The organism is Actinokineospora fastidiosa, from assembly GCF_014648415.1.
Classification (GTDB): domain Bacteria; phylum Actinomycetota; class Actinomycetes; order Mycobacteriales; family Pseudonocardiaceae; genus Actinokineospora; species Actinokineospora fastidiosa.
In genome coordinates, this window is sequence record NZ_BMRB01000001.1 from 15,489 (window position 1) to 31,825 (window position 16,337).

The following is a 16,337-nucleotide window of genomic DNA, read 5'->3' on the forward strand; positions in this document are numbered from 1 at the left end:
AAAACGTGGAGGAGGATGGACCACATGCCGCAGCTACGCATCGCCCTCGCCCAGGTCAACCCCACTGTCGGCGACCTGGCGGGCAACGCAGACCTCGTCGTGCGCTGGGCCCGCAACGCGGTCGAGGCGGGGGCGGACGTCGTCGTGTTCCCGGAGATGGTCCTGACCGGCTACCCGGTCGAGGACCTCGCCCTGCGGGAGTCCTTCGGCGCGGCGTCGCGCTCGGCGCTGGACGCGCTGGCCGGGTCGCTGGACGACGCGGGATGCGGCGCGGTCCCGGTCTGGGTGGGCTACCTCGACCGCGATGAGGTCGGCCCGCGCAACGGCGCGGCGGTGCTGCACGGCGGTCGCGTGGTCGCCCGCCAGTTCAAGCACCACCTGCCCAACTACGGCGTCTTCGACGAGCGCAGGCTGTTCAAGCCGGGCACGAGCCTGGACATCGTGCGGGTGCGCGGCCTCGAGGTCGGCATGGTGATCTGCGAGGACGTCTGGCAGGAGGGCGGCCCGGTCGCCGCGCTCGGCCAGGCCGGGGTGGACCTCATCGTCTCCCCTAACGCCTCGCCGTATGAGCGCTCCAAGGACGACCAGCGGCTTCCCCTGATCGCCCGCCGCGCGCGTGAGGCGCAGGCGCCGCTGGTCTACGTCAACCAGGTCGGCGGTCAGGACGACCTGGTCTTCGACGGCGACTCGATCGTCGTGGCCGCCGACGGGACGCTGCTGGCCCGCGCGCCGCAGTTCGTCGAGCACCTGGCGCTGGTGGACCTCGACCTGCCCGGCGGCGCGGCGAGGACCGACGCCGACGTGGTGGACGACTTCTCCGTGCGCCGGGTGGTGCTGTCCGACGAGCCCCGACAGGACGGCGTGCGCCACCCCGGCGTGATCGCCGAGCCGCTGCCGGAGGAAGCCGAGATCTGGTCGGCGCTGGTCACCGGCCTGCGGGACTACACGCAGAAGAACGGTTTCCGCTCGGTGGTGCTGGGCCTGTCCGGCGGCATCGATTCCGCGGTGGTCGCGGCGCTGGCGGTCGACGCGCTCGGCGCGGACGCCGTGCACGGGGTGTCGATGCCCTCGGCGTACTCCTCCGAGCACTCCCGGGCCGACGCGGCCGAGCTGGCCGAGCGCACCGGGCTGCACTTCTCGGAGCAGCCGATCGCGGACATGGTCGAGGTGTTCGTCAAGCAGCTGGGGCTGACCGGGCTGGCCGAGGAGAACGTGCAGGCCCGCTGCCGGGGCATGACGCTGATGGGGCTGTCGAACCAGCACGGCCACCTCGTGCTCGCTACGGGCAACAAGACCGAGCTGGCCGTGGGCTACTCGACCATCTACGGCGACGCCGTCGGCGGGTTCGCGCCGATCAAGGACGTGCCGAAGACGCTGGTGTGGCACCTGGCGCGCTGGCGCAACGCCGAGGCGGAGAAGCGCGGCGAGACGCCGCCCATCCCGGAGAACTCGATCAGCAAGCCGCCGTCGGCCGAGCTGCGCCCCGGCCAGCTGGACTCCGACTCGCTGCCGGACTACGAACTGCTCGACGACGTCCTCGACGACTACATCGAGGGCGACCGCGGCTACGCCGACCTGGTGCGCGCGGGCCACGACCCGGAGCTGATCGACCGTGTGCTGCGCATGGTCGACCGCGCCGAGTACAAGCGCCGCCAGTACCCGCCGGGCACCAAGATCACGTTCCGGGCGTTCGGCCGGGACCGCAGGCTGCCGATCACCAGCGGGTGGCGTGAGGGCTGACCTGTGAGGTCGGTCCCATCAACGCTCTCATCCTCCGATCCTGGTGTCACGCTGAACGGGTAAGCCATCCGCGAACACCCAGGGACCACGCGACGAAGCGGGCCTTGAGGGAAGGACGGTCGACCCAGCTATGTCCGACAACCAGGAAGTGGCCGCACCGTACGGGTCCGGCGCCGCAGGGCAAGGCAAGCCTGCCAAGCGGGTACGCATCCACCACCTGCAGGAGATGAAGGCGCGCGGCGAGCACTGGCCGATGCTCACCGCCTACGACATGTACACCGCCGAGCTGTTCGACGAGGCGGGCATCCCCGTCCTCCTGGTCGGCGACTCGGCCTCGAACAACGTCTACGGCTACGACACCTCCCTGCCGGTGACGGTGGACGAGCTGCTGCCGCTGGTGGCCGCGGTGACCCGCTCGGCCAAGCGCGCGCTGGTCGTGGCCGACCTGCCGTTCGGCTCCTACCAGCTCTCCCCCGAGCAGGCGCTGGCCACGGCGGTGCGGTTCATGAAGGAGGGCCGCGCGCACGCGGTGAAGCTGGAGGGCGGCGGCGCGTTCGCCCCGCACGTCCAGGCGATCACCAACGCGGGCGTGCCGGTCATGGGCCACATCGGCTTCACCCCGCAGAGCGAGCACAACCTGGGCGGCTACCGCGTCCAGGGCCGCGGTGACGCGGGCGACCAGGTGGTGGCCGACGCGCTGGCGCTGCAGGAGGCGGGCGCGTTCGCCGTGGTGATGGAGATGGTGCCCGCCGAGGTCGCCAAGCGGGTGACCCACGAGCTGCGCATCCCGACCGTCGGCATCGGCGCCGGTCCCGACTGCGACGGCCAGGTCCTGGTCTGGCAGGACATGGCGGGCCTGCGCCGGGCCAAGCCCCCGCGCTTCGTCAAGCGCTACGCCGACGTGGCAGGCGTGCTCCTGGGCGCGGCCCGCGAGTTCGCCGACGATGTGCGCAACCGGGAGTTCCCCGGCCCCGAGCACGTCTTCCACTGATGAGGATGGGGATCTCCCGGTTCGCTGGGAGATCCCCATTTTTCGAGTTATCCACAGCCCTCACACGCCCGCCCCGGGCCGCTGGTAAACCTGGAAGCAGGCGGGAACACGCCCGGCGTCACCGGCCGTGCGGCTCCCACCAGCCTGCCGGATCCGGACCGGCGGGCACGATCCGCGTCGGGTTGATCTGCTCGTGGGTGGCGTAGTAGTGACGCTTGATGTGGTCGAAGTCGACAGTCTCGGCGACCCCCGGGATCTGGAAGATGTCGCGTGCGTACGCCCACAGCACCGGCATCTCGCTGAGCTTCTGTCGGTTGCACTTGAAATGCCCGTGGTACACCGCGTCGAACCGGACGAGCGTGGTGAACAACCGAATGTCCACTTCGGTCAACCGGTCGCCCATGAGGTACCGGCGGTCGGCCAACCGTTCGGACAGCCGGTCGAGCTCGGCGAACAGCTCGGCGTACGCCTTGTCGTAAGCGGCCTGCGACGTGGCGAACCCGGCCTTGTACACGCCGTTGTTGACATGGTGGAAGATCGGCTCGATCAACGCGTCGATCTCCGCCCGCAGCTCGACCGGATAGAGCTCGAACCCGTCGGCGGCGGGAGGGGAGGGGGAGGGCCCCTGGAAGGCACGCCACTGGGTGGACAAGTCCAGAGTGATCTGCGGGTAGTCGTTGGTGACGACCGTGCCGGTGGTGGTGTCGACGATGGTGGGGACGGTGACGCGGCCCTGGTAGTCGGGGTCGGTGGCGCGGTAGACGTCGGCCAGGTACTCGACGCCGAGGACGGGGTCGCGGTTGTCGGGGTCGAGGGTGAAGCGCCAGCCGCGGTCGTCGCGGAGGGGGTCGACGACGCCGAGGGAGATGGCGTCCTCGAGGCCGAGGAGCTTGCGGACGATGACGGCGCGGTGAGCCCAGGGGCACGCCAGGCTGACGATCAGGCGGTAGCGGCCGGGCTCGGGGCGGCGGGGGCCGTCGGTGGTGATGCGCTCGGTGAAGCGGTTGGGCTGGCGGACGAACTCCCCCCGCGTGGAGGTTTCCTTGCCGAACTGCGCCGTGGCCATGTCCTCGACCATAGTCTTGCCCGCATGGACGCGCTGTATCCGCCGATCGAGCCCCATGACGCCGGGATGCTCGACGTGGGCGACGGGCACCGGGTGTACTGGGAGGTCAGCGGGAATCCGCAGGGTAAGGCGGTGGTGGTGCTGCACGGCGGGCCCGGGGCGGGGACCAACCCGATGCAGCGCAGGCACTTCGATCCGGATGCCTACCGGATCGTGCTGTTCGACCAGCGGGGGGCGGGGCGGAGCACGCCGTTCGCGGCGACCCACGAGAACACCACCTGGCACCTGGTGGCGGACATGGAGCGGCTGCGGGAGCACCTGGGGATCGAGCGGTGGCAGCTGTTCGGGGGCTCGTGGGGGTGCGTGGTGGCGCTGGCGTACGCGCAGACGCATCCGGAGCGGGTGAGCGAGATCGTGTTGCGCGGGGTGTTCCTGTTGCGGGAGCGCGAGTTGGACTGGCTGTACCGGGGTGGGGCGGGGAACCTGTTCCCGGAGGAGTGGGCGCGGTTCGTCGAGTTGGTGCCCGCGGGGGCCGACCCGTTGGCGGCGTACGCGGAGTTGCTGGACGGGCCGGACGCGGTGGCGGCGGCGGTGGCGTGGAGTTCGTGGGAGGGGTCGACGGTGTCGCTGCTGCCGAGCCCGGCCGCGGTGGCGCAGTACCAGGAGCCGCGGTTCGCGGTGGCCTTCGCGCGGCTGGCGGTGCACTACTTCCGCAACCGGGGCTGGCTGGACGACGGGCAGTTCCTGCGGGACGCGCACCTGCTGCGGGGCATCCCGGGGGTGATCGTGCAGGGCCGCTATGACGCGGTGTGCCCGCCGGTGAGCGCGTGGGAGTTGCACCGGGCGTGGCCGGGGTCGCAGTTGCGGATCATCCCGGCCGCGGGGCACGCCGTCGCCGAGCCGGGGGTCCTCAGCGCGCTGCGGGCGGCGACCGACGGGTTCCGCTAGCCGGTCAGAGCCGCGGTCAGCTCCCGGCGGGCGTCCACGAGGGAAGGGCCGTACCAGGTCAGGTAGCGGCCGACGACCAGGACGGGGCGCTTGTCGGGGAAGAACTGGGGGCCGTCGTCCGCGGTGAACTCGTACGGCTCGTCGGGCAGGACGACGAGGTCGGCGCGGGTGGCCTGGAGTTCGGACAGGGGCGGGCGCGGGTAGCGCTCGGGGTGATCGGCGTAGGCGTTGGCGACGCCGAGGCGCAGGAGGACGTCGCCTGCGAAGGTGTCGCGGCCCAGGACGATCCAGGGCTTGCGCCAGACCGGGACCACGGCGGTGGCCCAGACCTCGGTGGTGTCCGCCCACAGCTCGGCGGCCTCGGTCAGCCAGGCGGGTTCGGGCAGGCGCAGGGCCTCGACCAGCAGGCGGCGGGTGGAGTCGATGCCCGCCATCACGGTCGCCGGGGCGGCGGTGACCCACACCGGGACGCCCGCGGCGCGGAGGGCGGCGACGTCCTCCGGGCGGTTCTCCTCGGCGCTGGCGATCACCAGGTCCGGGCGCTGGTCGAGGACCGCGGCGACCGTGGGGTACTTGGAGCCGCCGACGCGCGGGACGTCCAGGGTCGGCGGGTGGGTGCAGTAGTCGGTGGCGCCGACGAGCAGGCCGGGGGCGGTGGTCTCGACGGCCTCGGTGAGCGACGGGACCAGGCTCACGACGCGGGTGGGCGCGCCCGCCAGCGGGACGGGCGCGCCCAGGTCGTCCAGGTCAGACATCGGTGACGCGCAGGCCGGCGTGCGCCTTGTAGCGGCGGTTGACGGCGATCAGGTTCGCGGTCAGGGCCTCGACCTGGTGGGCGTTGCGGAGCCTGCCGCCGTAGATGCCGCGCATGCCGGGGATGGCGTCGGCCAGGGCGCGGACGACGTCGGTGGCCTCGCGGTCGTCGCCGAGGACCAGGACGTCGGTGTCGATCTCGGCGATCGCGAGGTCGGCGAGCAGGACCGCGGAGACGTGGTGGAACGCGGCGGTGACCCGCGACTCCGGCAGCAGGGCGGCCGCCTGCTGCGCCGCGCTGCCCTCCTCGACCGGCAGGGCGAACGGGCCCTGCTTGTCGAAGCCCAGCGGGTTGACGCAGTCGATCACGATCTTGCCCGCGAGCTGCTCCCTGAGGCTCGTCAGCAGGTCGCCGTGGCCGTCCCAGGGGACGGCGATCAGCACGATGTCGGCCTCGGCCGCGCAGGCAGCGTTGTCCCGGCCCGCCACCGTGTCGACCCCGGCGGCGGCGTTGAGCTCCCCCGCCGCGTCGACGGCGCGCTCTGCGGAGCGGGAACCGATCAGGACCCGCAGGCCCGCCTTGGCCCAGCGCAGGGCCAGGCCGCGGCCCTGGGGGCCGGTTCCGCCGAGAACGCCGACGGTCAGACCGCTCAACTCCACTGTGTTTCCCTCCGAAGTCATACCGAACATCCTTGTCAGCGGCGCGGACAGGCCGCTGACCGCTATCCCTTGGCGAACCGGACGCGGCGCGCCGCCGGGTCCGCCTCGACCAGGCGCAGGCGCACCATGCGGCCCTCCGGCAGCTCGGTGGCCGCCGCCTTGCCCAGCACGGGCGGGTCGGGCACGAACACCTCGGCGGAGTCGCCGTTGGCGCGCAGCACGACGGCGTCGAACTCCTCGCCGACGCGATCGGCCAGCACCCACGCCTCGACCTGGTCGAGGCAGGCGCGGTCGACCCGGGCGGCGAGCCCGTCAGACGCCTCCATCAGCGCGGGCAGGGTGGGCAGGGCCTCGCGCACCCACGACGGCGCCTCCGCGTCGGCCGACACCGCCAGGCACACCTCGGTGCCGAAGCGGTCGACCAGCCGCCGCAGCGGGGCGGTGACGTGCGCGTAGGGGGCGGCGATGCCCGCGTGCGAGGTCAGCTCGGGGGCCGTGCCGTCGAAGGCGGTGTACCCGGCGCCGCGCAGCAGGCGGGTGGCGTCCATCGACAGGGCCATCGCCGCGGGCGACGACGCGTCCAGGCGCGCCAGGACCTCCGCGGCGCTGTGCTCCTCCGGCCAGTCGATGCCCAGCGCGCCCGCCGAGTGGCGCAGCCAGGCCCGGTCCTCCTCGGTCGGGTCGGGCAGGGTGCGCAGCAGGCCGATGCCCGCGTCCAGCATCATCCGCGCCGCGGACATGCCCGTCAGCAGCGAGATCTCGGCGTTCCACGCGTCGACGCGGGTGCGGCCGCGCAGCACGAGCCGCCAGCCGCCGTCGACCCGCTCGACGTCCTGCTCGGGCAGCTGCAGCTCCAGCGCGCCGCGCCGGATGGCCGCCGCGCGGCGCAGCTCGCCCAGGGCGGGGAGCAGCGCGACCGAGGGATGCGGGTCCCCCGCGTCGACCGCTGCCTGCACGGACGCGTAGTCGAACTGCTCGGTGGAGCGCACCAGGGCGCGCTCGACCCGCACCGCCAGCGGTTCACCGGCGGCGTCGAGGTCCATCGTCCACAACGCGGAGGGCGCCACCTGCCCTGGCAAGAGGCTAGCGGCGCCCTCCGACAAAACCGCGGGGTGCATCGGCACGGACCCGTCGGGCAGGTAGATCGTCTGCCCCCGCCGCCGCACCTCGGTGTCGACGGCCCCGCCGGGTGTCACGAACGCGCCGAGATCGGCGATGGCGTAGTGCACCCGAAACCCGGAGTCGCCCAAGCGCTCGATGTGCACGGCCTGGTCGAGGTCCTTCGCGCCCGGCGGGTCGATGGTCACCAGCGGGATGTCGGTGCGGTCGACGCGCTCGCCCCGCGGTCCCGCGTCGACGGCGCGCTCGGCCTCGGCCAGCACCGCGTCCGGGAAGCGATCGGGCAGGCCGAACTCGGCGCGCACGCGGGAGAAGTCGCCTCGGCCCATCGCTGCGGTGTCCACCCCTGCACCCTATGCGGTGACGGCCGCCGCGGGGTCAGTCCTCGTCGTCGCCGCGCCACGCCCGGTCGGCGCGGTCGGCGGCCTCGGTGCGCTCGCGGGCGATCTGCAGCGCCCGCGCCGCGGTCTCCCGGTCCGGGTACGGGCCGAGCCGGTCGATCGCCTTGCCGACCGTGCCGTGCTCGACCTCGCCGGTGCGGGTGTTGTACCACCAGCCCTCGGGCGGGTTCGGGTCCTTGGCCATGATCGAGGCTAACCCCAACCCGGGCCCTGCCGCATCGGGAGACCGCGCGGCGGGGTGTCCTGGTTGGCGTTGATCTGGTCGGCCGGGATCGGGTCGAGGCAGGACACCAGGACCTCGTAGGTCTCCGGGTTCTCGATGCGGCGGCCGTTGCGCTCGCGGTAGACGAGCTCGCCGTCGGCGTCGATCTCCACCATGCAGCCGACCTCGGCGAGCTGCTCCTCGTCGAGGTCGACCAGCCGCTCCCTGCGGGAGGGCACGACCCGGTACTCCGGCCACTCCAGGTGCGCGTACACCTGGTGGAACTCGTAGAGCAGGTACGCCATCTGCTGCTGCCACGGCAGCGGCATGGCCTCGGCCAGCGAGCGCGGCAGCACCGCGTACCCCGGGCTGACCCCGGGACGGCGCGCGGAGTCGAGGAAGTCGCGCAGCGGCGTGCTGGAGGCGGGCGGGCCCGGATGCCGCGGCAGCGGCTCCGGGGAGTACATGGTCATGCCTTCTCCTAGACGCCGGGGCGGACCGCGTAGTCCATGAGCCCGCCCTCGGTCCACTCGATGGAACGGATGTGCACCGGGACGCCGGTCTGCTGCGCCTCCACCATCTTCCCGTCTCCGAGGTACATCGCCACGTGGTGGATGGTGCGCGGGTCGCTAGTGTCGCGCGCCCAGAACAGCAGGTCACCCGGCTGGGCCTTCTCGACCGGCAGGTACGCCCCGGCGCGCCACTGCTCGCGGGACGTGCGCGGCAGGCTGATCCCGGCGTCGCGGTAGGCCTGCAGCATCAGGCTGGAGCAGTCGAAGGAGTTCTGGTGCGTGGTGAGCGCGCCCCACTGGTACGGCTTGCCCTGCTGCCCGAGCGCGAACTGGATGGCCTCGCCCGCGGCCTTCGTCGGCGCGGGCAGCAGGCGGCCCCTGTCCTCGCCGCAGCCGGAGGCGTTGACGACGTCGCCGAGGTCGCCGATGAGGTGGGTCGCCATCGCCTCCCACCGGTGGTACCGGTCGGGGTAGGCCGAGCGCTCGACGTCCTGCGCGGAGTCGCCGGGCCGCTGGGTGTCCCAGTTGGGCACGGTCAGCAGCACGTCGTAGAACTTGTTGATCGCGTACTCGGGGTTGATGACCTGCGCGGGCGTGCCCCAGCCCATGGACGGCCGCATCTGGAAGATGCCGAGGGAGTCGCGGTCGCCGTGATCGAGCGGGCGCAGGCCGGACTCGGTCATGCCCGCCTGGATGGCGATCTGCCAGGCGCGCGGCGGGAGCTTGCGCTCCTTGCCGATCGCGATGATCGAGGTCACCGTGGCCAGCTGCTCGTCGGTCAGCCGGGCGGCGTCGCCTGCCCCGGTGCCGGGGGCGCCCTGGGTGGTGGGCCCGAGGGCGGCGTTGCAGGACACCGTCTGGTAGGCCGCCGCGTCGGCGGCGTGGTCGCGTTGGATCAGCGTCAGCGCACCGGTGCCGATCGCGGTCACCACGCCGACCACGGCGACCCCGGCGACGATCACCGCGCCCCGCATGTCAGCCCTCCCCCTCGGTGTAGTCCGACACCCGCCAGCCCTGCTCGGTCTCGATCAGGGTCAGCCGCAGCACCGCCTTGTCCGTCGGCACGTCGATCACCACGGACTTGTCGTAGGAGACCACGACGCGGGGCTCGCCGGTGACCGCTGTGGCGAAGACGTTGCGGGGATCGACGCTGTCGAGGGCCACCATGTACTCGACGTCGGTGAAGGGCCGCAGCTGTTCGCGCCACGTCTCCGGGCTGATGCCCTCGGGGTGGGTCACGAACGCGGTCGCCCATTCCTTCGCCACGCCCAGCGCCTCGGGCGCGGGCGGCGCCGACGACGGGGTGAGCGTGGGCTCGACGCGCGTCTCCGTGGCGGTCGCCGTCCCGCCCGCGCCGGGGGGCACGACGACGGTGCGCGAGCCGAACACCTTCGTCTCGGACGTCTGCGTGGACGTGCCCGAGGCGCGCGGGGTGTCGGTGCCCGCGAGCTTGGGGATGAGGATGCCCGCCGCGGTGATCAGCAGCGCGGCGACGAACGCGGCGACGGCCAGGTGCCGGGGCGAGCGCAGCGGCCAGCCCCACAGCTTCCGGTACACCGCGGCCCGGCCGCGGTTGGTGCGGATCGGCACGCGGTCACCTCACCAGCTGGTCGGTGTCGCGCGGGCCGTCGTGGCGCGGCAGCGGGCGCCGCACCGGCTCGGGAGCCACCTCCAGCCCGCGGGAGGGCCGGTAGACCACGTGCACCGGCCTGCCCGCGACCACCTCGACGTCGGCGGGACGGGCCTGCGGCGCGGGCAGCGCGTCGGCGGGCTCGCCCGGCACCCGGGACGGCACGACGACGGCGTCCTCGCCGCGGTCCCAGCCGCGGTCGGCCACCGGCACGGTGTCCGCCGTCCGGCTGCGCGGCACCAGGTAGGACGCCGACCGCGTGACCACGTCGCCCGGGGCGTCGGCCGCGGGGCCGAGCAGCGTCTGCGCGCCGCCGATCGCCGGACGCGGGGCGCCGATGGCCGCGCGGGTGGCGTCCATCCGCTCGGCGTGCACGGTGACCGGGTTGGCGGCCTCCGGCCGGTGCCGCCTGCCGCCGCGCACCAGCACCCCGGACTCGCCGACGTGCTCGTCCTCGTCGCGCAGGTTCTCCCAGAAGGCGTCCTGCGGGGTCGGGCCCGCGTGCTTGTTGCGGCGGAACCGGGAGAAGATGCCCGTCCCCGGCGCGCTGACCGTCGCGCCCGCCGCGCCGACGGACATCTCCAGCATCTGCCACATCCGGCGCATGGGCCTGCCGACGAGGAAGAACACGAACGTCACGATGGCCGCGAGCAGCATCTGCGTGAGCAGCGACAACCCGGCGTCCGGGGAGAAGATCAGGTCCAGGAACCGGGCGTGGATGCCCGCGAGGATCGCGAGAACCAGAACGCTGAGCACGACCGCGCCGACCGCCCTGCCGACCCTACGGAGGATGTCGTGGTGTACCAGCGCCACTAGTCCGATCACGGGTGCCGCGAGGGTCAAGATCCTCAGCAGCAGCTGGGCCAACAGCACGGCGAGCTTCGCGAAGAACTGGAAGATCGAGTAGAAGATCGACTGCAAGAACGCGAGCACACCCGCGCCCGTACGACTGCCGTCCGTGCCCTTGAAGTAGCCGGTGGCCGGGCCGAGTTGACCCGCGATGGCCATGTACTCGGTCTTCTTCGCCTGTTCCGCGGCGTCGTCGGCGTCACGACCCTTGTCGAGATCATCCCTGGTCCACGCCTGCGCATTCAGCAATCGGCGACCGAACTCGGCGGCTTGGGGAGCATCTGGACTGCCGAATTCGCCGCGAAGCCAGTTCTCATAGACAATCTTGTTGTGCAGCTCGGTCGGCAGAATGTCATACTCGGCGACATTTTCAGCCGGATCAAGGAAACCAGCCTGGACGCCCGTGGTGGCACCAACGATAAGACTGTCGATGCGATCGTAATTCGCCACCATGACAAGCGATGAGGCCGCCAACCACATTCCACCGAGGGCAAGCAGTGCGCGCTTGCTTACCGTCGCCAGGTCACCCTTCCAGATCTGACGAAACATCAGGATCGCCAGGATCAGGGCGAAGACACCGAACAGCTGCGCGTACACATTGTCGAAAACCATGTCGGCCGCTTCACCGAGCTGCTCATCGAGGCCACTGAAGATGCCGCCCTTGAGGAGCGTGTAGTGCAGCGAGTTCGTGGCGCCGACGGTGACCTTGGCCAGGTTGAAAAGCTGGTTGCCGACCCAGGTGTCAATGGTCGCACCGGGGTCGGTCACGCCGTTGGGGACCAGCCCGTTACAGGATTCGTCATAGACATGCCAGACCATGCCGGAACTGGGCCGCTCGGGATTGGGTGCGCAGTCCAAATCCTGAGCCAAGGCGGGACTGCCGATAATGGTATGCAGGCCAATAATGGATACGACGACCGCCAGTGACGCCCGGCGACTGAGGCCGACGTCTTTTCTCGCCCTCCGCCGCAGCGCTGCGAACAGTGCGGCGGCCGCAGCCACTACGAGAATCGTGATCATGGGGCCCCTGCCAATCTCACTGATCCGGTGTTCATGCCGCGTCCTCGCGGCCGGGCTTCTTGCCGTCCTCCGGCGGTGGCGGGTCGGTGGGCTCGCCGCCGATGTAGTCCTCTTCGGTCAGGCCGAGCTCGAACTCGGCCGCGCGCTCGAACTCCTCGTCGCTGGGCGCGGCGGCCTCGATCTGCTCGCGGGGCTGGGGTTCGGGGATCACCGGGGCGTGCGGGGCGGTGGCCTCCGGGAGAACGCGTTCGCGCTGGGCGTCCGGGGTGGTGTCCATGACCGCGCGCAGGTGGTCGAGGTGCCTGCCGGAGAGGTCGATGCGGATGCGCTCCACGCCGCCCGCGCCGTCGCCGAAGATGAACTGGCGCGGGGCGGTGTCGCGCTCGACGAGGCCGCGGTGGCTGCCCGGCCTGCGGCCCAGGCTGGCCACGACCTGCTCGTAGCCCGCGCCGACCGGCACCTTGAGCAGGCGCAGCGCGTCCGCCTGGGCCTGGTCGTCGTCCAGCCTGCCGATGAAGACCGAGTCCAGCAGGGCCACGAACCCCTGGATGCGCAGGAAGTCCGCGGGGATCTGCGAGGACAGCAGCACGCGCACGTTCCACTTGCGGGAGTCGCGGGCGAAGCGGTTCATCAGCACGCGGCCGGTCGGGACCTCGGAGAGGAAGAACGCCTCATCGATCCAGACGCCCTTGCGCAGGTCCTTGGGGCGGTCGTAGATGGAGCGCTGGGTCAGCCACGCTGCCAGGTTCAGCATCTCCACGCCGAGCGCCTCGGCGTCGGTCCAGTGCTCGCGGCCGACGCCGTCCTTGGGCAGGGTCAGCCCGGCCATGGTCAGCACGGTGAGCCGGTCGTCGCGCTGCTCGTCGTAGGGGTCGGCGCCGCGCTCGGGGATGAGCAGCGACATCCGCTCCTTCATCTCGTCGAGGAAGTCGGCGACGACGACGGCGTGCTCGTGGTGCTCGCTGGCGTCGCGGCGCAGCGCGTCGAACACCAGGCTCGGGTCGGCGTCGGCGCGGCCCCCGACGGTCCGCACCGCGCGCAGCAGCACGATCCGGGACTGCGGCAGGCGCGCGACCTCGTACGGGAGCAGACCGGTGAGCACGTCCAGCACGAGACGACGGCGGGTGGCGGCGGCCAGCGCCTTCTCCCTGCGCCACGCGCGCTCGGGGTCCTCGTCGTCGAGGAAGTGCTCCAGCCTCGGCTCGGCGACGACGCGGTACGGGTTGAGGATGCCCGCCTGGGCGTTGAGCAGGTTGATCGGCCGCGCGTACGGCCGCAGCTCGGGCAGGTCGCACAGCTTGGCCAGCGGGCCGGACGGGTCCAGCACCGTCCAGTGCGCGCCCGCGCGCAGCGTCTTGTAGACGATGCCGCCGCCGAGGAACGACTTGCCGCCGCCGAGCCCGGCGACCATGGCGGTCAGGCCGGAGCCGTCCCTGATCTCCTGGGCCATCCACGGGTCCCAGGCGACCGGGCGCCGGGTCGCCGTGCAGGTCTCGCCGAGCAGGATGCCGCGCCGGTCGCCGACCTCCGCGGTCGCGGTCGGCACGGCGGACGCCGCCCAGACCACCGAGCCACGGCGCATGTAGGCGCTGGAGGCCAGCGGCTCGCCGGGGATGAACTCCCTGGCCATGGCGTACTGGGCCTCGGGGTGCTCGATGGCGACCTTGGGCTTGTAGAGGTCGAGGAGCTGCTGGGCCAGCCGCAGCGCGTCGCGCTCGGTCGGGCCGGACACCGCCAGCCGCCACCACGAGCGCACCCGGGTGGCCAGGGCGGTGAAGCCCGAGGTCATCTCGTCGTCGATCTCCAGCACCCGCGACGCCTGCCGGGCCAGCGACTGCGGCGGCTCCAGCTCGTGCTCGTCGGTGTAGTGCTTGACCTGCGAGCGGACCTTGTTCATCTGCCGCTGCAGCTCGCCGGAGACCTCCTCGGGCCTGCGGACGTAGATGCGCGCGGACCACTCGACCGAGCCGGGCAGGCGGTCGCTGCGCTGCACCCACGGGTCGTCGACCTCGGGGATCTGCAGGCCGTGCATCATGCCGACGGTCAGCACGCAGACGTGCCGCGCGACCCCGGCGTTGGAGCCCGTGCGGCCGCGCACGACGACGGTCGGCGAGTAGGGCTCCTGGTGGAAGTCTGCGGCGTCGGTGAAGCTGGCCAGGTCCTCCGGCTCCCAGGCCGCGCCCGGCACCGCGGGCATGTTGCGCGGCGCGGGCAGTCCCAGCGAGCACGAGCGGTGCATCAGCCAGGACATCTCCTCGGCGGTGACCGGGCGGCCCTCCAGCCCGGCCGAGCCCAGCACCTGGTCGAGGTGCTCGACCTCGCTCTCGATGGCCAGCAGCTCGGCGTCGACGGCCTCGGGGAAGACCTTGCGCAGCAGCGGGGCGGCCCGCTCGACGGCCCGGTCGACCACGTTGCGGGTCTGCACCTGGACGCCGAGGTAGACCTCCTTCTCGGCCATCGAGCGGCCCATGAGCTGCTGCTGCTCGCCGACGAGGTAGTCGTCGAAGCTGAGCGCGCCCGGCACGTCCGGCAGCCGGTTGACGGCGTTGTGCACGTGGGCCTCGGCCCACATCCGGATCGGGTACGGGCGGGTGGTCACGCGCAGGTGCAGCCAGCGGCCCGACAGCTCGGCGTACTGGCCCGCGATCGCGGCGATCAGGTCCTGGCGCTGGGAGTCCGAGCGGAACGACCAGCGCTGCGGCGCCAGCCGGTACCAGGCGAAGACGTCGTTGCCGGTGCGCAGCAGGTGCCCGTCGATGCTGCGCGCGGCGATCTCCGGGGTGTAGCTGGGGATCGACGACTCGCCGGGCAGCCGCTTGCCGCGCTTGGGCGGCGCGGGCGGCTCGTAGCGCACCGGTCCACCGTTGCCCGCGTGGCCCCGCGGTGTCTGGTGCCGCGCGAGCTCCCGCCGCTCGCGCTTACGGCCTCCGAACACCGCTGACCTCCGCAATCCCCTTGGCAGGCATCCTGTTTTCCCGCGCGCCGGTCTCCGGCGACCGGCGACCGCGCGGCTTCCTCCTGGGCAGTTCCGCGCGCACGCGGACCTGCGCCGCGCTGGCCGCGCCGCCAGCGGCGGCCTCGGTCTCGCGCGGCGCGGTGAGTTCGCGGACCCACATGGTGAGCACGGCGCCCAGCGGGCGCTCGTGGCTGATCCGCGAGCAGATGACCATCGTGATGCCGATGGTGAGGACCATCCCCCAGGCGAACGACCAGAACAGGCTGACGCCGATGTTGCGGAGGACGGTCAGGACCAGCAGATAGACGACGGTGCCCACTCCCCAGGCCACGTAGCGGGCCCGCCACGGGAAAGTCGCCTTGGGCGGACCGAGCCAGACGGCGTCGACCCGGTAGACCTCGTCGTCGGTGCGTATCCGCACGTGTGCGCCCCCGGCCCGTCAGCTGTTCGTGGTGAACAGCCCGGCGATCCACTCGCCGATGGCGACACCGCCGTTGGTGACCGCCAGGCCGATGATCGCCAGCGCGACGATCACCCCGCCCAGCCTGCGCATCACGCCGGAGTTGTCCCCCTTGCCGCCGCCGAGCCAGAGCAGCAGCAGCGCCACGACCAGCAACAGCAGGGGGATGATGTTCTCGAGCAGCCAGTTGCGGACGTTGCCGGTCCCGATGTTGTTGGCGGGCTCCTGTTGGGCCAACTCGGTGAGCGAGGCGAGGAACGCGGTGGTCATGTCTTCTCCCAAGTGCGCGGAGATGGTGCTCTGCGCGGCCTATGCCTGCCGTGCCTGTCGAAGTAGAGCACGTCGGGCACATGATTGTCATTACGAACGGTAGCTAGGTGTGAGCGTTCCGTTGATCCACTCGATCCTCCATGCGGCCGTGCGCTGTCATCTGACCACACCCCATCATCATCCGGACAGGGCCCGCTGGACGCCACGACCACCCGATTTTCCTAGTGCCCACCCTGTTTCACCCGGCTGCGACCTTGGCGGCGACGCAGCGTGGGTGAACTCACAGATCGACTAAACGGTTTCGCGCGGCGAAGTTACTCCGTTCGGTGTATGGCAGACGTTGGGCGGGCGAGTCGGACCGTAAGCCGGATTCTGTCCCCGGTCGCCCGGGTGGCGGCCATCCATCTGGGCCTGGCGTCGCCGCCAGGCTCGTGCGGCCTACCCGCAGGCTCGGGCGGGCCGCCCTCGAACGCCTGCGCAGCAGGACCCTCTCGGGTCCGCCTCTTGGCCTTGCTCCGGGTGGGGTTTGCCGAGCCGCCCCGGTCACCCGGGGCGCTGGTGGTCTCTTACACCACCGTTTCACCCTTACCTGGCCTGTTGGCCAGGCGGTTTGCTTTCTGTGGCACTGTCCCGCGGGTCACCCCGGGTTGCCGCTAGCAACCACCCTGCCCTGCGGAGTCCGGACTTTCCTCGACGGCCGTTCCCGGCCGCCGCGGCCGCCCTGCCGACTCGCCCGCGCCGTCAAGGATATCCAGAGCAT

The 16,337-nt window shown here is 71.9% G+C and carries 15 protein-coding genes and 1 other RNA gene; 3 read left to right on the top strand and 13 right to left on the bottom strand.

Annotated features, from left to right (window positions below; all coding sequences use genetic code 11):
- Positions 1-24: 24 nt before the first annotated feature.
- Both IEY98_RS00050 and panB read left to right on the top strand, forming a co-directional pair.
- Positions 25-1,740, top strand: coding sequence for an NAD+ synthase (locus tag IEY98_RS00050; protein ID WP_189208214.1), 1,716 nt, complete (start codon positions 25-27; stop codon positions 1,738-1,740).
- 130 nt (positions 1,741-1,870) lie between these two features.
- Complete coding sequence (gene panB / locus IEY98_RS00055; protein ID WP_189208215.1) at positions 1,871-2,731, top strand: 3-methyl-2-oxobutanoate hydroxymethyltransferase; 861 nt, start codon at positions 1,871-1,873, stop codon at positions 2,729-2,731.
- A 118-nt stretch (positions 2,732-2,849) separates the two neighbouring features.
- Here panB and IEY98_RS00060 read toward each other — a convergent pair whose 3' ends face one another.
- Positions 2,850-3,797: a glutathione S-transferase family protein gene (locus tag IEY98_RS00060; RefSeq protein WP_189208216.1), complete on the bottom strand. Its 948-nt coding sequence runs from the start codon at positions 3,795-3,797 to the stop codon at positions 2,850-2,852.
- A 24-nt stretch (positions 3,798-3,821) separates the two neighbouring features.
- Between IEY98_RS00060 and pip the strand changes: the two genes are divergently transcribed.
- A complete protein-coding gene (pip, locus tag IEY98_RS00065) occupies positions 3,822-4,745 on the top strand; it encodes a prolyl aminopeptidase (protein ID WP_189208217.1) in 924 nt (307 codons plus the stop codon).
- Here the strand turns inward: pip and IEY98_RS00070 are convergent.
- The 12 genes from IEY98_RS00070 to rnpB form a co-directional block, all read right to left on the bottom strand.
- Positions 4,742-5,500: a helical backbone metal receptor gene (locus IEY98_RS00070; RefSeq protein ID WP_189208218.1), complete on the bottom strand. Its 759-nt coding sequence runs from the start codon at positions 5,498-5,500 to the stop codon at positions 4,742-4,744. The two genes, pip and IEY98_RS00070, sit on opposite strands and share 4 nt — an antisense overlap.
- Positions 5,493-6,179 (bottom strand): NADPH-dependent F420 reductase, encoded by a 687-nt coding sequence (npdG, locus tag IEY98_RS00075; protein ID WP_189208219.1) that lies wholly within the window; start codon positions 6,177-6,179, stop codon positions 5,493-5,495. The genes IEY98_RS00070 and npdG overlap by 8 nt, the downstream gene beginning before the upstream one ends.
- 41 nt (positions 6,180-6,220) lie before the next feature.
- Positions 6,221-7,606, bottom strand: coding sequence for an RNB domain-containing ribonuclease (locus tag IEY98_RS00080; protein ID WP_189209943.1), 1,386 nt, complete (start codon positions 7,604-7,606; stop codon positions 6,221-6,223).
- A 49-nt stretch (positions 7,607-7,655) separates the two neighbouring features.
- On the bottom strand, positions 7,656-7,862 hold the full coding sequence (locus IEY98_RS00085; protein WP_189208220.1) for a hypothetical protein: 207 nt from the start codon (positions 7,860-7,862) through the stop codon (positions 7,656-7,658).
- Between the two features lie 8 nt (positions 7,863-7,870).
- Positions 7,871-8,353 (bottom strand): hypothetical protein, encoded by a 483-nt coding sequence (locus tag IEY98_RS00090; protein WP_373292291.1) that lies wholly within the window; start codon positions 8,351-8,353, stop codon positions 7,871-7,873.
- Positions 8,354-8,361: 8 nt separating this feature from the next.
- Positions 8,362-9,366 (bottom strand): C40 family peptidase, encoded by a 1,005-nt coding sequence (locus IEY98_RS00095; protein WP_189208221.1) that lies wholly within the window; start codon positions 9,364-9,366, stop codon positions 8,362-8,364.
- A gap of 1 nt (position 9,367) precedes the next feature.
- Positions 9,368-9,982 carry a hypothetical protein gene (locus tag IEY98_RS00100; protein WP_189208222.1) on the bottom strand — a complete coding sequence of 205 codons (615 nt, stop codon included), beginning with the start codon at positions 9,980-9,982 and terminating at the stop codon, positions 9,368-9,370.
- Positions 9,983-9,986: 4 nt separating this feature from the next.
- On the bottom strand, positions 9,987-11,891 hold the full coding sequence (locus tag IEY98_RS00105) for a magnesium transporter (RefSeq protein ID WP_229786381.1): 1,905 nt from the start codon (positions 11,889-11,891) through the stop codon (positions 9,987-9,989).
- A 31-nt stretch (positions 11,892-11,922) separates the two neighbouring features.
- A complete protein-coding gene (locus tag IEY98_RS00110) occupies positions 11,923-14,745 on the bottom strand; it encodes an ATP-binding protein (RefSeq protein WP_229786382.1) in 2,823 nt (940 codons plus the stop codon).
- 64 nt (positions 14,746-14,809) lie between these two features.
- Positions 14,810-15,268, bottom strand: a complete 459-nt coding sequence (locus tag IEY98_RS00115) for a hypothetical protein (RefSeq protein ID WP_229786383.1) — start codon at positions 15,266-15,268, stop codon at positions 14,810-14,812.
- A gap of 18 nt (positions 15,269-15,286) precedes the next feature.
- Positions 15,287-15,577, bottom strand: a complete 291-nt coding sequence (locus tag IEY98_RS00120; RefSeq protein WP_189208224.1) for a hypothetical protein — start codon at positions 15,575-15,577, stop codon at positions 15,287-15,289.
- A gap of 345 nt (positions 15,578-15,922) precedes the next feature.
- Positions 15,923-16,309, bottom strand: an RNA gene (gene rnpB, locus IEY98_RS00125) — RNase P RNA component class A.
- Positions 16,310-16,337 lie beyond the last annotated feature (28 nt).

Bases quoted from the DNA above. Each gene is read 5' to 3' on its own strand.
- IEY98_RS00050 (WP_189208214.1), top strand. From the start codon at position 25: ATGCCGCAGCTACGCATCGCCCTCGCCCAGGTCAACCCCACTGTCGGC.
- panB (WP_189208215.1), top strand. From the start codon at position 1,871: ATGTCCGACAACCAGGAAGTGGCCGCACCGTACGGGTCCGGCGCCGCA.
- IEY98_RS00060 (WP_189208216.1), bottom strand. From the start codon at position 3,797: ATGGCCACGGCGCAGTTCGGCAAGGAAACCTCCACGCGGGGGGAGTTC.
- pip (WP_189208217.1), top strand. From the start codon at position 3,822: ATGGACGCGCTGTATCCGCCGATCGAGCCCCATGACGCCGGGATGCTC.
- IEY98_RS00070 (WP_189208218.1), bottom strand. From the start codon at position 5,500: ATGTCTGACCTGGACGACCTGGGCGCGCCCGTCCCGCTGGCGGGCGCG.
- npdG (WP_189208219.1), bottom strand. From the start codon at position 6,179: ATGACTTCGGAGGGAAACACAGTGGAGTTGAGCGGTCTGACCGTCGGC.
- IEY98_RS00080 (WP_189209943.1), bottom strand. From the start codon at position 7,606: ATGGGCCGAGGCGACTTCTCCCGCGTGCGCGCCGAGTTCGGCCTGCCC.
- IEY98_RS00085 (WP_189208220.1), bottom strand. From the start codon at position 7,862: ATGGCCAAGGACCCGAACCCGCCCGAGGGCTGGTGGTACAACACCCGC.
- IEY98_RS00090 (WP_373292291.1), bottom strand. From the start codon at position 8,353: ATGACCATGTACTCCCCGGAGCCGCTGCCGCGGCATCCGGGCCCGCCC.
- IEY98_RS00095 (WP_189208221.1), bottom strand. From the start codon at position 9,366: ATGCGGGGCGCGGTGATCGTCGCCGGGGTCGCCGTGGTCGGCGTGGTG.
- IEY98_RS00105 (WP_229786381.1), bottom strand. From the start codon at position 11,891: ATGATCACGATTCTCGTAGTGGCTGCGGCCGCCGCACTGTTCGCAGCG.
- IEY98_RS00120 (WP_189208224.1), bottom strand. From the start codon at position 15,577: ATGACCACCGCGTTCCTCGCCTCGCTCACCGAGTTGGCCCAACAGGAG.